The following is a 15351-nucleotide window of genomic DNA, read 5'->3' as shown; positions in this document are numbered from 1 at the left end:
GCACCCCGCCCTGTCACACGTCACGTCAGATCGCTTTTGCCATCTTCAGGTTGCACGGGCTCATTTGCCAGTTGAAGACCCCTTTGCCGGTTTCGTCGAGGGTGACGTTGGCAATCGCGGAAGTGGTGAACATAGGCGGCGTTTCGCCCGGGCACAGCTCAGATACCAGATAGCCGACCAGCGGCAGGTGGGAAATGACCAGTGCGGAAGCGACACCTTCATTGCACAGCGCCTGAAGATAAGCGCTGACAAGGCCGACATCACCGCATGGTGTCAGTTCGGGGAGAACATCCACACTGGACGGCAGGTTCATACACTCCCCTACCACATCCAGCGTCTGTTCTGCACGCAGGAACGGACTCACAAGAACGCGTTCAATGTCCACTTTTTGACCTTTAAGCCAGGTTGCCATCAGACGGGATTCGTCGCAGCCAGAGACGGTTAAAGGACGTACTGAGTCACTGGCGGCATCGAGTGCCGCGTCGCCGTGACGCATGATGAAAACTTGCATATTGCACCGCTTTTGTTAACCAGAATCACCGGCGTTAACTACCCGCGATAAATGCTAAGAGGTAGAAAACCCGATGGCCGGGCATTGTGCCTGATCCATTCGATGAATGAAACGCTGTTTTTTACCTCAATGGCGTAAGTATAGTCAATCTCTGTTTACAAAATCGCCAGAACAGGTTCATTCACCTCAGGATTTACCCTTCTTTGACTTCAGTTTACGAAATCAGTTTCCCGTGCAGGCCAAAATGTCTGGCCCCGTTCCGCCATCTGCAATAATTCGTCACACGGTGTAAACCGTGGGCCATATTGCGAGGCCAGACGTTGCAAAATGGCAACCACTTCACCCGCGCCGAGTGTATCCATGTAGCGGAACGGGCCGCCAAGGAACGGCGGAAAACCAATACCAAATACCGCGCCGATGTCGCCATCGCGTGCGCTCTTGATTACCTGCTCACCAAAGCAGCGCGCCGCTTCATTGAGCATCATCATCACGCAACGTTCAGCGCACTGAACGGCAGACAGTTTTCCCTGACCGGTGGTCGAAATAAGCCCATAAACCGAAGGGTCGACCTGTTTCTTGCTTTTACGCCCTTTCGCGCCGTAAAGATAGAAACCGCGTTCATTTTTTCTGCCTTTGCGATCGTCCTTCAAAATTGCAGAAACAATGTTTGCAGGCGGGCTAAAACGATCGCCATAAGCCTCCTCCAGCACAGGTATAATTTTAGTGCCGGTGTCTATTCCCACCTCATCCAAAAGTTGGATTGGGCCAACGGGGAAACCAAACTTTACCAGCGCCTCGTCGACGTGCTCGATCTTCTCGCCTTCCGTCAGCAGCCGCATGGCTTCATTAATATAGGGCGCCAGAATACGGTTGACGTAGAAGCCGGCTTTATCTGCGACCACGATCGGCGTTTTACCCTGCTTCTTCGCAAGTTTGACTACCGTGGCGATGGTTTGCGGACTGGTGGTCGCGTGTGGAATAACTTCCACCAGCGGCATTTTTTCTACCGGGCTAAAGAAGTGCAGCCCGATCACCTGCTCCGGACGTGCGGCTTTCGCCGCGATATCGCCAATCGGTAATGACGACGTGTTAGAGGCAAAAATGGTATGCGGGGCGCAATGCTGCTCAACGTCTGCCACCATCTGCTGCTTAAGGGCCAGATCCTCAAACACGGCTTCAATCACCAGATCGCGGTGCGCAAAACCGCTGTAATCCGTCGTACCGGAGATCGTCGCCAGGGTTTTATCACGCTCGCTTGCCTTGATATGGCGGCGTTTGACCTTTTGATCAAGGTTCTGCCAGCTGTACTGCAGCGCGTGGTTGATTCCCTTAGGGTTAATGTCTTTGATGCGTACCGGCAATTTGCCTTTGCTGGCGGTAACAAAAGCGATACCGCCGCCCATGAGCCCCCCACCCAGTACGCCAATGGCACGCAGAGGCGCAGGCTCCGCCTTGCTGCCGGGATCTTTTTTGACGTCAGTGCTGGCGAAGAAGATGCTGCGCAATGCCTGTGACTGCGGCGTCATCGCCAGTTCACCAAAGGCTTTGGCCTCCGCGGCAAAGCCGCTGCTGCTGCCCTGCGACAGCCCGGTTTCGATCACGTCGAGGATCTGCTTTGCCGCCGGGTAATTGCCTTTGGTTTTTTGTTCGGTCTTTTTGCCCACCATATTGAACAGGAGCGTTCTCCCCAGCGGACCGGCCAGCACGCGCTCGCGAACCGGCAGAGGACGTTTTGCCTGACGCCCTTTCAGCGCAAGCTCAACGGCGGCCTCCAGCAAAATGGACTGCGGCACGACGTCATCGACCAGACCGGCTTTCAGCGCCTGACGGGCACGCAGCTGTTTACCGGTTAAGATCATCTCCAGCGCCGTGCTGACGCCCACCAGCCGCGGCAGACGCTGCGTTCCGCCAGAACCTGGCAGCAGGCCCAGCTGCACTTCCGGCAGGCCCAGAATGGTTTTCGCATCGTCAGTACAGATGCGGCTGTGGCAGGCCAGCGCCAGCTCCAGCCCACCGCCCAGACACGCACCGTGGATCGCTGCGATGACCGGGATTGGGAGACTGTTGATCTCCGACATCACCTGCTGGCCCTGACGCGCCAGCTCTTCGGCTTCCAGCGCGCTTTGCGCCCGGGCAATCATGTTGATATCCGCCCCGGCGATAAAGTTGTCGGGTTTGGCAGAGATAAACACCAGGCCGCGAATGGCTTTGTTCTCGCGGATCTGCTTTAGCATCGCGCGCACCTGAACGCCAAATTCGGCCTTCAGGGTATTCATCTTTTCATCAGGCACATCAATAGTGATAACGGCCACGTTATCGAGGCGAACCGTCAGATTAAATGCAGAGGGCATATCCATTATTCAGCCTCCAGAACCATTGCTGCGCCAAGGCCGCCCGCCGCACAGGCGGTAACAAGGCCAAACCCGCCGCCACGGCGACGGAGTTCATATAATGTTTGCGTGATCATCCTCGCACCTGTAGCGGCAAACGGATGACCGTAGGCGATAGAGCCGCCCAGCACGTTGAATTTACTCTGATCCACTTCGCCCGTGGCATGCGCGCGACCCAGCACATCACGTGCGAAACGCTCGCTTGCCAGCAGCTGGACGTTTGCCAGGGTTTGCGCGGCAAACGCTTCGTGCATATCAATCAGGGTTAAATCAGCCAGCGTCAGTCCCGCGCGATCCAGCGCCAGCGGCGTGGACCATGCCGGACCTAACAGCATGTCCTGCCAGACGTCAATGGCGGTGAAGGCGTAGCTGCGTAAATAGCCCAGGGGAGTAATGCCCAGCTCTTTCGCACGGGATTCGGTCATCAGGATCACGGCGGCAGCCCCGTCCGTCAGCGGCGTACTGTTCGCCGCCGTCACGGTGCCGTGCTTGCGGTCAAACGCCGGGCGCAGTTTGGCGTAATCCGCCAGCGTTGACGTGCCACGAATATTGTTATCTTCCGCAAGCGGTTCGCGATAGGGCGGAATATAGGCGGTCATGACCTCATCGGTCAGCTTGCCTTCCGACCAGGCTTTTGCCGCAAGCTGATGTGAACGATGCGCCAGCGCATCCTGCTGTTCACGAGTAATGCCGTAGGTTTTGGCCATCTGCTCGGCGGTGTCGCCCATGCGCAGGCCGGTGGAGTATTCAGCGACGGCAGGAGGTACAGGCATCAGGTCGCGCAGACGTAAACGCGAGAAGAGTTTGAGCTTCTGACCCGTCGTGCGGGCTTTGTTGGCATCCACCAGGATGCGCGCCAGCTTTTTACTGACCCCAATTGGCAGTACCGAAGAGGAGTCCGCTCCCCCCGCTATCCCGGCGCGAATGGTGCCCGCCATCAGGCTTTCGGCGACGTTAGCCACGGCCTGGAAACTGGTTGCGCAGGCGCGGCTGACGCTGTAGGCGTCGGTATGAACATTCATCCCGGTACCGAGGACGATTTCCCGCGCAATGTTGGGGGCTTCAGGCATCTGCACGACCTGGCCGAAGACCAGCTGTTCGATGACCTCCGGCGGAATTTCGCTGCGAGCCAGCATCTCCCCCACTACCATTTTCCCCAGGTCGACGGCCGGTATGCCATGAAACGCCGTTGCCTGACGCGCAAATGGCGTGCGCAATCCACTGACTATGGCAATGCGATCGCCCTGACGGGTAATAAGCGGTAATGCCTGACTCATAACACTCCCCTGTAAAAAAATATTCGCAAACACTAAGTGGTCTGACCTGATAATAGTCTTAACCATTTTTTTACATTCAGCCAATCGGGGAAACGAAAAAGTGCGAGCTAAAACACAGAGAAGAAAAAGAAAATGCCCCTGCATGGCAGGGGCATTTGTGCGGTATGTTGCCGGGTGCGCAAGGTAAAAGCAAAACGGTAACCCGTAGGTTACCGTTTTTAATGCTTGCGCCCTCTCCCGTGGGAGAGGGTCGGAGTGAGGGCATCAGGCCGCTGAAATTAACGCAGACCCAGCTGGAAAATCAGCGTTTCAGCTTCGCAGGCAAAAACAAAGTCGATATCCAGCTTCACGCCGCCTTCCACTTCGGTAAAGGTCGACTTGATTTCACACGGCTCGGATTCAACATCACGCGCACGCTTGCTCAGCGCGGCCAGGGTCTCTTCCGCTTCGGCGCGGTTGGTGAACACACGGCTGTAAGACGCGGTGCAATCGGAGTTGTCCATGATGGTGCCAACATCCATACAGCAGCAAACCGGGGTTTCATCAGCACTGCATTTACTCATAGCTCAATTTCCTCTGTATTCGCGCAGCGCGCGAGATAAACACGATGCTGATATTTTACGCCCCGGCGCGGGCTCTCTCCAGCCGTTAATGGCGCAAAATCGGATAAGTGACCAATATCACACTAAAAAATGATCTAAAACAAAAACCACCCTTTTGGGTGAGTCGCGATGGTCACAATTTTGCCAACCAGATCTCGTTTCACGAAACATGTTTGAAAATATTAATAAACAAACTTGCAACATTCAGGCTGGTCGGACCTATACTCTGGCCACTGGTCTGATTTGTCTGTCATACCTCAGACCCTACACTTCGCGCTCCTGTTACGGTATGTAACAATTATTGAATAAAAATAACTCAATGAGGTTATGGTCATGAGCCAGAAAACCCTGTTCAACAAGACTGCGCTGGCAGTCGCAGTGGCACTCGTCTCCACTTCCGCATGGTCAGCGGGCTTTCAGTTAAACGAATTTTCTTCCTCTGGCCTTGGCCGCGCGTATTCAGGGGAAGGCGCTATCGCTGATGATGCGGGTAACGCAAGTCGTAACCCCGCATTGATCATGATGTTTGATCGTCCGACCTTCTCTGCCGGTGCGATTTTCGTTGATCCGGGCGTTGATATTACGGGCCGTTCACCTACCGGTGCCAGTCTGAATTCAGATAACATCGCGCCAACGGCGTGGGTGCCAAACATGCATTTCGTGGCGCCTATTAACGACCAGTTTGGTTGGGGTGCCTCCGTGACCTCTAACTACGGTTTAGCGACCGAGTTTGGTGATAACTATGCCGCAGGGGCATTTGGCGGTAAAACCGATCTGGAAACCCTGAACCTAAACCTCAGCGGTGCTTACCGTCTGGATAGCCACTGGAGCTTCGGCGTTGGCTTTGATGCTGTGTATGCCAAAGCGAAAATCGAACGTTACGCGGGCGACCTGGGCAAAGTTGTTGCTGGCTCAGGTGCACTGCCGCCTGCCCTGGCGCGTCAAGTTGCGGGTATCCCAGCAGACACTCAGATCGCTTATCTGAAGGGCGATGAGTGGGGCTTTGGCTGGAACGCCGGTATCCTGTATGAACTTGATAAAAACAACCGTTACGGCTTTACCTACCGTTCCGAAGTTAAAATCGATTTCGATGGCGATTATAAGAGCAGCCTGCCTTCTGCCTATAACCAGATCCTCGGCAACTTCGGCCTGCCGATGGGTACCAACGGTAGTACCACTGGCGGTTCTCTGAGCCTGCACCTGCCGGAAATGTGGGAACTGTCAGGTTATAATAAAGTGGCACCGCAGTGGGCAATTCATTATAGCCTAACCTATACCAGCTGGAGTCAGTTCCAGGAACTGAAAGCAACCAACAGCAAAGGCGACACGCTCTTCTATAAAGATGAAAGCTTCCGCGACGCTTACCGCATCGCGCTGGGGACAACCTACTATATGGATGATAACTGGACGTTCCGTACCGGTATTGCCTTCGATGACAGCCCGGTTCCTGCCGACAAGCGCTCCATCTCTATTCCGGATCAGGACCGTTTCTGGCTGAGTGCAGGTGCTACTTATGCCTTCAACAAGGATGCCTCAATTGACGCCGGTATCTCTTATATGCACGGTCAAAAAGTTTCCTTCAAAGAAGGCCCGTATGAGTTCTCTTCCGAAGGTAAAGCCTGGCTGTATGGTATGAACTTCAACTACGCGTTCTAATCGCGCAGGAATTGAAAAAGGTGAGCATTGCTCACCTTTTTTATTTACTCCGAATCGATATCTTTTAGTTCGTTCTCGATCGCCTTCGCGTTTGGATTCTCTTCCGGTTTCAGCTTACCGCCGTTAGCAATAAAGTCATGATTCTGGAAGTACGCTTCTCGCACCATAATATACGGGTCAGAAGACTGGCGCAGTAAGCCATCAGAGTCGAGCAGTTGCGCACGGGTTTCAATCCCTTCCACCGTCCATTTACCCACCGACAGCGGCCAGGTCAGCCACGACAGAACCGGATACAGCGTATCAACCATATCGCCGCCGTCATCACGAAGGGTGAAACTACCGTAGAACGGTAATTGCATGTACGGACCGTACCCGACGCCATAATGTCCCATTGTGCTGCCGAAACGGTGCGGCTGCTCACGCTGCAGTTTCGGATTCGCCATGCCTGCCACGTCAATAAAGCCGCCCATCCCCAGAATGGAGTTCAGGAAGAAGCGGGTAAAGTGCACCATCCCTTGATACGGGTCGCCCTGCAGGAAGTAGTTCACCATTACCGCAGGCTCTTCGAGGTTGCTGGTAAAATTACTTAACCCGTTACGCGCGGGCTGTGGAACATAATCGCGCCATGCTACTGCCACCGGGCGAACCACATACGGGTCCAGCACGTTGTAGTTGAAGTTATACATGGAGCGGTTAAATCCTTCGAGAGGATCGGAGCGTCCCGTTTGCTCCCCGGAGCTGGCGCAGCCCACAAGCATCGTCGCGCCAAGCGCAAGCGCCGACAGCCGAAGTTTCATAAATATCTCCCTGTTCAGTATGGCTATCGTTGATTGCCATCCGTAACGGAGCCGTTGATGCTCCGTCTGTAAACGTGCAAGCGATTGTAACAGCACGTTTACCGATGTCTATGAGCACAATTACGGGCAGTAATCACCGTGACTCTGATCTCAGCATAGCCTGGCTTTTGGAATTCGTTTCGCTGGCAATTTTATAATGTCTTTGAAAGAGATGTATCACCTTTGTTGTCATTGCCGCCAATTTAAGAGCATCCCCACAGGCATCCCGATAAAAGCCGCTACGCTTAACAGAAAGATCAACCTCCGGGAGCAGATATGAAAGAAGTGGACGAAGAAAAAATTGGCGAGAGCGATGAGGAACTTGAAATTGAAAGCGAGGAGAAAGCGCGTGGCGAGAAAATAGAAATTGATGAAGATCGCCTCCCTTCCCGCGCGATGGCCATCCATGAGCATATACGCCAGGACGGTGAAAAAGAGATGGAGCGCGATGCCATGGCCCTCTTCTGGTCAGCTATCGCCGCAGGGCTCTCAATGGGCGCATCTCTTCTCGCCAAAGGGATATTTCATGTTCAGCTGGAAGGTGTGCCGGGCGGTTTTTTACTGGAGAATCTCGGCTATACCTTCGGCTTTGTGATTGTCATCATGGCCCGCCAGCAGCTGTTTACCGAAAACACGGTGACCGCCGTTCTGCCGGTGATGCAAAACCCTACCCTCGGCAATTTCGGTTTATTGATGCGTCTGTGGAGCGTCGTCCTGCTGGGTAATATCATCGGCACGGGCATCGCGGCCTGGGCGTTTGAGTACATGCCGATCTTTGATGAACCCACCCGGGACGCATTTGTAAAAATCGGCATGGATGTGATGAAAAACACCCCGATCGAAATGTTCTCTAATGCCATCATCTCTGGCTGGATTATCGCCACGATGGTCTGGATGTTTCCTTCAGCAGGGAGCGCCAAAATTGTTGTGATTATATTGATGACCTGGCTGATTGCGCTGGCTGACACCACGCATATTGTGGTCGGTACCGTAGAAATACTGTATCTGGTCTTTAACGGTACGCTTCACTGGAGCGACTTTTTCTGGCCGTTCGCCTTACCGACACTAGCAGGAAACATCTGCGGCGGAACGTTTATCTTCGCGCTGTTAAGCCATGCCCAAATCCGTAACGACATGTCGAACAAACGCAAAGCGGAGCTTAAAGCGCGGGAAAATGATGATAAATCGACAAAAAAATCGTCCTGAATGGTGACTCTTTGAGCAGTCAGGCGGCGATGCGCTTAACGCAAAGTGTAAATGACGCTATACTCGTGCCGCCTCGTCCCCTTAGTTAAATGGATATAACGAGCCCCTCCTAAGGGCTAGTTGCAGGTTCGATTCCTGCAGGGGACACTTTGACCTTCACGCGCATTCACCTGTCTATCGCCAGAATTCACTGAGCAGAAGAATCCTGTTTTATTTGAGCGTAACGCGCAGCAAGCTGTCTTAGGCGCAATTCCAGCTGGGTCTTTTCGGCTTCAGGAAGCGCATCTCCGGCTGGATGCTGTGACAGGCGTCGGAGTTGTTCTTCAGCCGGTATTGTTTGGTTAAATGACTGTATAGTCGAAAAAACCACCGATTTAAGCTCACTCACCGTGATATATTTTCCTTTTTGCTCATCCAGACTGCTCAGCCGATGACTCAGTTGCTGAAGCTTCATCATTCCCTCATACCAACTGTTCATAGCGTCGACAGGCAACGCTGCCGCGTTAAATTTTTGCTGCCACTGTGAGGTGAGCGGCTTCGCCTCCTCCGGCCGCAATGTCTGGAGTTGCGCTAACAACTGAAGGCTGTAGGAAATATTCCAGTCAGGAGGCAGCTTATCCAGTCGGGCAAGCTGCTGCTGCGTTTCAGTGATAAATGTGGACGGCAAAGTACCTTGCTGTGCTAACGCGTCTTGCTGAACAGGTGTAAGCACTTCAGGTAACGGCGCCAGAGATGCATTAGCCTGAGTCGTTAAGGGATCGGGTCTGGACAGAAAGCCCCCTCCCCACGCCGCGGCGAGGCTGACCACCAGCATAGAACACATCCCGGCGACAAAGGGCTTCCATGGTCTGACCGACCCGTGCGCTGTCGTAAGACCCTCTGCATCAGGCTGATTCTCCGGCTGCACAACATAGACCCATTTCACTTCGTCAACCGGCTCTGCCCTTTCCTGAGGTATTTCGCAACCGGGCATCATGAGTGCATTCAGATCTGATGCGTCATTACTCCTTTCCAGCCGTTCAGCATTCGAACGTATCATTGTTCGTAACGTATCGAACTGGCTTAGGTGCTTCAGTTCAAGGCGCTGGAGCACCGAACCCAGCCGGGTAAGCAACGCTTCAGCGCTATAAAGCTCACTGAGATGGCTGTTGTTGAGTGGAAGCATACGCATGCGCTGCTGCAGTCGCGGGCTCAGGCCGCTAAGAATTTCCATACGAGCGTGTAGCGTCTTCGGCCAGAAAACGTCCCACTGGTGGCTAATCAGTGCCTCCAGAATCGCCAGCCCTTCGTTCAGGCCAGCTAACCCCGACAGATGAGTCCGGGCAAGGGTGTACCAGGCTGCAGTCTGCAACTCCACACCGTTCTGTTCGAACAGAGAGAGACAGCGTCTTTCGACACACTGCCAGTTCACATCCGGGCGAGCAGGATGCGTCAGCTTGCTGAGTTCATCGCGGAGGGCGGCGTAATCTGGCAGCGTGCGCGGATCGCCGCCGGTTTTCAACGTTAAATGTGTGGTCATCCTGGAGGGCCTGCATATCCGTTTCGGTTAATTTCGTTAGTTGATCTGTAGGGCTATTTGGCGATTTAAAATGCAATGACGCATTAAAGGAATGAATGTTATCGCTATGGCAGCAGCGCTAAAATCAGACCGAAAAACACACCTTCATCCAATAGTTGTCCGGATCGGGATGAGGTATCAGGGGGTGTAAAGATCCAGCCATTTGCGCTCCCCACCCGCATGAACAGGCGTCCTTGAGAAATCACCTTATCCCCGGAACAGAAAGTCACTTCGACACAACCGGCGACGCCCTGTCCATACAGAAAGATCGGCATAAATTTTACTGCCCGGCTGTCATAACGCAGAACAATACCGGAAATTTCAAAAGCTCCGCCCTCCACCAGCAGATCCGGAACGGATACGGTCAGTGGCTCCAAATTCAGTCCCGTATCCGTCAGCCACGCGTCCATTTGCTCCTGAAGCTGAGCCATCCGCTGGCGAAACTCTGCAATATCAGCCTGACTCTTGCTGATGGCAGGAACTGGTGCAGGTTGTCGTGCCTGCAACTTTTTCAGGAACTGTGATTTTACTGACATGATGTTATCAAACCTTATATACGGAGGGTCGTATCGAGATACTGTTGTTGCCTGAGATGCCTTAACAGGACCCGTCCTTCGGGCATAAACTCAGTCCCGTAGCGCACCAGACCAATCCCTTTAAGTTCAGCGTCAATGGCATAGCGCAGTTCGCCGGGGACGTTCTGTTCCAGCAGGACAACGGTTATTTTTTTCAGGCGTGGTTCATATTTGAGCAGGACGGCAGACAATGTGCCCATCAGCTCATGGGCCGTTCCCGGCATGCCCTGCAGGATTTTGGTCATATCCGGCAGGCCGTAGTCCGGCAGGTGCGACAGCGTACCGGCACGACAGTTGAGAACGCGCTGCATGTTATCCAGCACCGAGAGGATGACCTGATTTTCTTCACTGACCTGACTAAGGTTGAGTCCGCCTGTAAAATTTCCCGTTAACATTTCATACAGCGAAGGCGCGTTATGTCCGTAGGGCATCAGTCTTCCTTAAGCGGCTGTAGCGTCAGAGAGTTATCACCTGCTTCCAGGATACGTGGTTTATCCGGATCCAGGTCACTGCGTTTGATAACCTGCTTCCAGGCGTTGTTGTCCATATCCGGATGGCGGAAGAGCCCTACCACCGCGACAAACTGCGCCTTTTCTTCCATTGGCATATCAAGGTTTGCATCGCCACCCGGTTTCACCACGACATCACGACTGGCCAGCATGTCGTCTTTCAGAATGGTGCTATCATCCTGAAGCAACTGCTGATACACCGTCTTATCAAAGGTTTTGCGGTCTTTGAGCTGATAAACCCTTATCACCACCGGCTGAGACAGCGAGTTACTTTCACGGGAGTCGGTGTTCAGCGCCTCACGTGCGGTGAAATCGAGGTGCAGCACCTTGATTTTTTTGTAGAACACGGCGTTAAACGCCGATTTAGTGCCATCGGTGACGCTCTGCGTCACCCCGCAGCCTGCCAGGCTGAATGTCAGCAGCGGTAGCAGCCAGCGCGAAGTCTTAATTGAATTTGTACGTAACACGTCGGTTTCCTTGTTGTGGTGTTGAGGGCTGCAGGCCGGTGTAATAGCCCAGTTCCGTCGTGAAGGTCTGCGGGATATCGTCCAGGAGATATTCGTCTTCCGCGCCCAGCACGCCATTCATCCCCAGCCAGAAGCGACCTTCACCGAGCGGCGGCGCAGCCAGCAGGCAGGTCCGGGTGGTCAGAGTAATTTTTGCCTTAAAACGCCACCCGAGATAAACCCGCAGCATCACCAGAAAGTCCTGATACAACAGACCGTCCGGTTTCCAGCCCTGCGCTTCCTGTTCGTTATCCGTCGTGAGCGCAATCAGCAGCTGACTGCTGGCATCCATCGCTTCGTCACCCAGAGGCGTATTGCCATCAAGCAGAAACTCTTCGTCACCGTAAAAACCCAGCGGCCTGTCAATCTCTACAGGCCGGAGACAATACGGACTCACCTGCACCGTCGTATCGGGGGCCAGCAGGCGCACCAGTGCCTGCATCCCTTCCTGAGTTTTGCCCGGCTGCTGCAGCACACCCAGTAGCGCCAGAAAGCGGGACACTGGCGTGGCTATATGATTCGCAGTGCCCGGTATTCCCAGACCAACCAGACCCAATAACGACTGCGAAATGCTGTCGGTGCCGCCGGGCTCAAACGTGGCCGGATACGAGTATTTACGCCAGACGCGGTAAAACTGCGTCAGGATGCGATGACTGAAAATATCCAGAAACCCCTGCAGCGCCTCATGTCCTTCCCGGCGCTGGGAAATGTCATCGAGATAGGCGGTCGGTAGAGGCGAATCAACACCGTACATCCCCATAAAGGTCGTGCGGATAAGCGGTGGCCTGCTGTCATCATCCTCGTCATACTCGACAGCCTTCAGTTCACTGGCCGGGAACCCCATTCCAGGGTGCGGCGCAAAGCGTACCGGGTCATCCGCCGGATGGCTGGTAGAGCCCATCAGCGGCCTGTCCGGATGGCGCTTCTCCAGTAGCTGGCATAAACGATAAAAGTTGATGCGGTGAAGATCGGCCTCCAGCCGCGGGGTCAGCCGGGAATGCGGCGGTTGTGCTTCTCTTCCCATTCCAGGCGCTCTCCGGTCGGTTGCAGAATAATAATCAGGCGGTTAAACAGATAGATATCGGTGTACAGTGCAAAGAAGCGGCTCAGCATCTCGCCGAACAGACAGATATCGCCGCGCCCGGCAAAGCCGTTGCTCTCAAGCGTCACCTCAATCTGCACCCCGCGCACCAGATATCCCTGCTCAAAGCGTTCCGTTTCACTGTGCTTCACATCGATAATCGCCTCCAGACGACGGCGGTTCATCTCGCTGTCAGTCCACTCGTACAGCGCCAGCGTGCCGCGCAGCACGTCGGCATTGTCCATCATCGACAGGAAACCGCTGCCGAGATGGCTCAGCACACGCCAGTGAAAGCGATCCTGCGCCGGGGGATAACAAGGCAGCGTCGGCGCACACAGGTTACGCACGGCGATACTGGCTGAAGTGGTTTTCATCACTGTATCGAGCACGGTACTTTGCAACGCTCTGCGAGGTAGTTGGCCATTGGTGCCGGTTAGCGTCAGCGACAGGCTTTCATCCTCCGGCACCGTGTGGTTATCAAACGCTTCCCCGCCGAGGATAAGCCAGGTGTTATGCAACCCCGACGGGCCACGGCGCACGCGGGTGTGATAGTAATATTCCGGGGCTTCATGGCGCATCATTCCGCCCTTGTGGCGGAAGCTTGAAAATGGCACGTAGGTATGCTGGCTCGATGACATCACCGAATCCACCGCATATATCTCGGTGTGGCCATCCTGCACGCGCATCGGGCGCAGCATGTATTCGGTCTGCAGGGAGTTTAGCGTCAGCGGGTCAGATTCCAGCGGGAACAGGTTAATCACCGGCACACAGTTCAGGCGCAGATGCTTTTCGGTAAAGCTGAAATCATGCTCCCAACGCTCTGCCAGCACCACGTCGATTTCAAACCATGGGAGCTCAGCCGGAAAGGCCACTGTCTCCAGCCCGCGCAGGCCGGTGAACATGAATTTCTCGCGGAAGGTGAAATACTCCAGCAGCAACTGGTAGCCGCTGAAACTGCTGTCTCCCTTCGGCCACAGCCTGTCATCATCACCAAACCCCAGTGCGGTGAAATACCCGTCCATCGGTCTTCTGTCCGTGTCACCCGGCATGCGCAGCCAGAGACGGGCCGTGTTCATGGTAAAGGCTTCATGCATGGCGCAGGCCAGCGGTGCGTCAGCATTGAAGTAAAATGGGATCTGGCTGAGATCGACACGGCTCCAGTCGGCAAGGAGGCTGCAGTTAAAACGCAGGCTGATGACCGAACGCCCGTCAGGGTCAGTCGACAGGCGGGCCTGCTCCAGCGCCAGCGGCTGAAGGGTCATCTCTCTGGTGGTGGTGTACCGACAGCGCGTGCCCTTCTCACCGATCGGCCTTGAGTTCACCTCAAAGCCTTTGACGATACGCATCGACTCTTTCATTTCGCGCCAGTCAGGGGTGAACTCCACCACTGACATCGACGGAATGGTACGAAGATAATGCGGCCACAGCAGGCTGACCAGCCCTTCGGTAAGTTCAGGCAGGTCGTCATCGAGCTTTTCACGCAAGCGCCCCATCAGGAAGGCAAAGCCCTCGAACAGGCGTTCAACATACGGGTCGCGCGCACCGGCTTTATCGAGGTTGAGCATTGCTGCCTGCTCGGGGTGAGCACGCGCAAACTCTTCGCCGGCTTCCAGCAGATAGCGCATTTCGGCGTCATAATAACGCAGGGTTAAGTCGTCCATAGAAAACCAATATGATTGAATGTTTAACAGTATTCAGGGATCAAGTGAAGCCATCACAGCCTGCAACTTATTGATATGGTATCGACTAATATTTCTTGCTTACTCGCTTAAACACCATAAGAGAGACAATATAAATAACAACAAAAGCAATATTCGAAGAACCATAAAACAGCCAAACAATGGAGTAGGTTTCGTCAACCAAATAATCCAGAGTTGTTCCAATTAACACGGATTCAAAAGTGTATTTGATATCCATGAGTGAAAGGGAAAGAATTGTTGTACTGACCAGTAAAAACAAGGCTACAGGCACAAAAGCTAGCAGTATACGCTTAATCATTCTCAATTCCCTGGGATTGGCTGAATGTTGTGGGGGCATAACCGCTCGAGCCTTTTCCGGTGAGCCCACTTCCTTTGCCTATTGCCCCGGCAGTTTCATTACCGCTGCCTACACCATCAATTTCTTTATAATCTGAAGCGTTATGATAGCTGCCCTTAAATTCGTCAGTCATTTTAATTATTCGCATATCAGCTGGATTTAGAGCTAAATCCTCCAGATAAGCATTCAAAGACGATGGGATCGCAAAGTCTTCACTGTAACCCAAAGAGTCTAGCAGTCTCACGTCAAATATTCCTGTACCTGCTTTTTTAAGTCCCGTTACTGACGTTGTAGTACAGTTGTTAACTGCCAGGTTATATCTATCAATAACGCACCCATCTTCTTTTATTTCCGCACTGGTATTTTTTCCATCAGGGTGAACGCTGCTGGATGACCATAAAGCATTAAATATTGATAGCGTGTTGGATTCATCGACGTCCAGTATTTTAAAAACTGACGCCCTCATTCGATAAAGTTCTTTTGCGTAAAACCTGGTGATGCTGCCAACTTACTGATTTAGTGTATGATGGTGTTTTTGAGGTGCTCCAGTGGCTTCTGTTTCTATCAGCTGTCCCTCCTGTTCAGCTACTGACGGGGTGGTGCGTAA

General features: G+C 53.6%; 16 protein-coding genes and 1 tRNA gene. 4 read left to right on the top strand and 13 right to left on the bottom strand.

Annotated features, from left to right (window positions below; genetic code table 11):
- Window positions 1–25: 25 nt before the first annotated feature.
- The 4 genes from sixA to FHC48_RS12270 all read right to left on the bottom strand — a co-directional run bounded on the left by sixA (window position 26) and on the right by FHC48_RS12270 (window position 4741).
- Window positions 26–511, bottom strand: coding sequence for a phosphohistidine phosphatase SixA (sixA, locus tag FHC48_RS12285; RefSeq protein WP_059364914.1), 486 nt, complete (start codon window positions 509–511; stop codon window positions 26–28).
- 209 nt (window positions 512–720) lie between these two features.
- Window positions 721–2868, bottom strand: a complete 2148-nt coding sequence (fadJ, locus tag FHC48_RS12280) for a fatty acid oxidation complex subunit alpha FadJ (RefSeq protein ID WP_059364916.1) — start codon at window positions 2866–2868, stop codon at window positions 721–723.
- On the bottom strand, window positions 2868–4178 hold the full coding sequence (fadI, locus tag FHC48_RS12275) for an acetyl-CoA C-acyltransferase FadI (RefSeq protein WP_044597863.1): 1311 nt from the start codon (window positions 4176–4178) through the stop codon (window positions 2868–2870). Before fadI ends, fadJ begins: the two co-directional genes overlap by 1 nt.
- Before the next feature lie 278 nt (window positions 4179–4456).
- The gene (locus FHC48_RS12270) at window positions 4457–4741 is read right to left on the bottom strand and encodes a YfcZ/YiiS family protein (RefSeq protein ID WP_008502617.1); all 285 of its coding nucleotides are present in this window, start codon (window positions 4739–4741) and stop codon (window positions 4457–4459) included.
- Between the two features lie 372 nt (window positions 4742–5113).
- On the opposite strand from FHC48_RS12270, the gene fadL reads away from it, so the two are divergent.
- A complete protein-coding gene (fadL, locus tag FHC48_RS12265; RefSeq protein WP_023344609.1) occupies window positions 5114–6436 on the top strand; it encodes a long-chain fatty acid transporter FadL in 1323 nt (440 codons plus the stop codon).
- A gap of 44 nt (window positions 6437–6480) precedes the next feature.
- Here fadL and mlaA read toward each other — a convergent pair whose 3' ends face one another.
- Window positions 6481–7233 carry a phospholipid-binding lipoprotein MlaA gene (gene mlaA / locus FHC48_RS12260; RefSeq protein WP_008502619.1) on the bottom strand — a complete coding sequence of 251 codons (753 nt, stop codon included), beginning with the start codon at window positions 7231–7233 and terminating at the stop codon, window positions 6481–6483.
- Between the two features lie 315 nt (window positions 7234–7548).
- On the opposite strand from mlaA, the gene FHC48_RS12255 reads away from it, so the two are divergent.
- Both FHC48_RS12255 and FHC48_RS12250 read left to right on the top strand, forming a co-directional pair.
- Complete coding sequence (locus FHC48_RS12255; protein ID WP_059364918.1) at window positions 7549–8478, top strand: formate/nitrite transporter family protein; 930 nt, start codon at window positions 7549–7551, stop codon at window positions 8476–8478.
- 75 nt (window positions 8479–8553) lie between these two features.
- A tRNA-Arg gene (locus FHC48_RS12250) sits at window positions 8554–8625 on the top strand.
- Window positions 8626–8665: 40 nt separating this feature from the next.
- Here FHC48_RS12250 and FHC48_RS12245 read toward each other — a convergent pair.
- The 8 genes from FHC48_RS12245 to FHC48_RS12210 form a co-directional block, all read right to left on the bottom strand.
- Window positions 8666–9997 carry a VasL domain-containing protein gene (locus FHC48_RS12245; RefSeq protein WP_059364921.1) on the bottom strand — a complete coding sequence of 444 codons (1332 nt, stop codon included), beginning with the start codon at window positions 9995–9997 and terminating at the stop codon, window positions 8666–8668.
- A gap of 104 nt (window positions 9998–10101) precedes the next feature.
- Window positions 10102–10572, bottom strand: a complete 471-nt coding sequence (locus FHC48_RS12240) for a hypothetical protein (RefSeq protein ID WP_059364922.1) — start codon at window positions 10570–10572, stop codon at window positions 10102–10104.
- Between the two features lie 14 nt (window positions 10573–10586).
- Complete coding sequence (tssE, locus tag FHC48_RS12235; protein ID WP_025912749.1) at window positions 10587–11042, bottom strand: type VI secretion system baseplate subunit TssE; 456 nt, start codon at window positions 11040–11042, stop codon at window positions 10587–10589.
- Window positions 11042–11587 carry a type VI secretion system lipoprotein TssJ gene (tssJ, locus tag FHC48_RS12230; RefSeq protein ID WP_032675272.1) on the bottom strand — a complete coding sequence of 182 codons (546 nt, stop codon included), beginning with the start codon at window positions 11585–11587 and terminating at the stop codon, window positions 11042–11044. The genes tssE and tssJ overlap by 1 nt, the downstream gene beginning before the upstream one ends.
- Window positions 11565–12650 carry a type VI secretion system baseplate subunit TssG gene (tssG, locus tag FHC48_RS12225; protein WP_039266803.1) on the bottom strand — a complete coding sequence of 362 codons (1086 nt, stop codon included), beginning with the start codon at window positions 12648–12650 and terminating at the stop codon, window positions 11565–11567. The genes tssJ and tssG overlap by 23 nt, the downstream gene beginning before the upstream one ends.
- Complete coding sequence (tssF, locus tag FHC48_RS12220; RefSeq protein ID WP_059364924.1) at window positions 12614–14368, bottom strand: type VI secretion system baseplate subunit TssF; 1755 nt, start codon at window positions 14366–14368, stop codon at window positions 12614–12616. Before tssF ends, tssG begins: the two co-directional genes overlap by 37 nt.
- Window positions 14369–14453: 85 nt before the next feature.
- Window positions 14454–14705: a hypothetical protein gene (locus FHC48_RS12215; RefSeq protein ID WP_045334249.1), complete on the bottom strand. Its 252-nt coding sequence runs from the start codon at window positions 14703–14705 to the stop codon at window positions 14454–14456.
- Entirely contained in the window at window positions 14698–15210 is a 513-nt protein-coding gene (locus FHC48_RS12210) for a hypothetical protein (protein WP_220420532.1), read from the bottom strand. Before FHC48_RS12210 ends, FHC48_RS12215 begins: the two co-directional genes overlap by 8 nt.
- Before the next feature lie 82 nt (window positions 15211–15292).
- Between FHC48_RS12210 and FHC48_RS23805 the strand changes: the two genes are divergently transcribed.
- Window positions 15293–15351: IS1 family transposase (locus tag FHC48_RS23805; RefSeq protein ID WP_097491765.1), on the top strand; the 59-nt coding region annotated here is incomplete at its 3' end.

The sequence above is a fragment of the Enterobacter sp. EC_50 genome (genome assembly GCF_019584525.1).
Classification (GTDB): Bacteria; Pseudomonadota; Gammaproteobacteria; order Enterobacterales; family Enterobacteriaceae; genus Enterobacter; species Enterobacter roggenkampii.
This window is presented reverse-complemented; position numbering and strand designations above follow the sequence as displayed.

Bases quoted from the DNA above. Each gene is read 5' to 3' on its own strand.
- tssF (WP_059364924.1), bottom strand. From the start codon at position 14,368: ATGGACGACTTAACCCTGCGTTATTATGACGCCGAAATGCGCTATCTG.
- FHC48_RS12270 (WP_008502617.1), bottom strand. From the start codon at position 4,741: ATGAGTAAATGCAGTGCTGATGAAACCCCGGTTTGCTGCTGTATGGAT.
- fadJ (WP_059364916.1), bottom strand. From the start codon at position 2,868: ATGGATATGCCCTCTGCATTTAATCTGACGGTTCGCCTCGATAACGTG.
- tssG (WP_039266803.1), bottom strand. From the start codon at position 12,650: ATGGGAAGAGAAGCACAACCGCCGCATTCCCGGCTGACCCCGCGGCTG.
- FHC48_RS12255 (WP_059364918.1), top strand. From the start codon at position 7,549: ATGAAAGAAGTGGACGAAGAAAAAATTGGCGAGAGCGATGAGGAACTT.
- tssE (WP_025912749.1), bottom strand. From the start codon at position 11,042: ATGCCCTACGGACATAACGCGCCTTCGCTGTATGAAATGTTAACGGGA.
- FHC48_RS12210 (WP_220420532.1), bottom strand. From the start codon at position 15,210: ATGAGGGCGTCAGTTTTTAAAATACTGGACGTCGATGAATCCAACACG.
- sixA (WP_059364914.1), bottom strand. From the start codon at position 511: ATGCAAGTTTTCATCATGCGTCACGGCGACGCGGCACTCGATGCCGCC.
- FHC48_RS12215 (WP_045334249.1), bottom strand. From the start codon at position 14,705: ATGATTAAGCGTATACTGCTAGCTTTTGTGCCTGTAGCCTTGTTTTTA.
- fadI (WP_044597863.1), bottom strand. From the start codon at position 4,178: ATGAGTCAGGCATTACCGCTTATTACCCGTCAGGGCGATCGCATTGCC.
- fadL (WP_023344609.1), top strand. From the start codon at position 5,114: ATGAGCCAGAAAACCCTGTTCAACAAGACTGCGCTGGCAGTCGCAGTG.
- mlaA (WP_008502619.1), bottom strand. From the start codon at position 7,233: ATGAAACTTCGGCTGTCGGCGCTTGCGCTTGGCGCGACGATGCTTGTG.
- FHC48_RS12245 (WP_059364921.1), bottom strand. From the start codon at position 9,997: ATGACCACACATTTAACGTTGAAAACCGGCGGCGATCCGCGCACGCTG.
- FHC48_RS12240 (WP_059364922.1), bottom strand. From the start codon at position 10,572: ATGTCAGTAAAATCACAGTTCCTGAAAAAGTTGCAGGCACGACAACCT.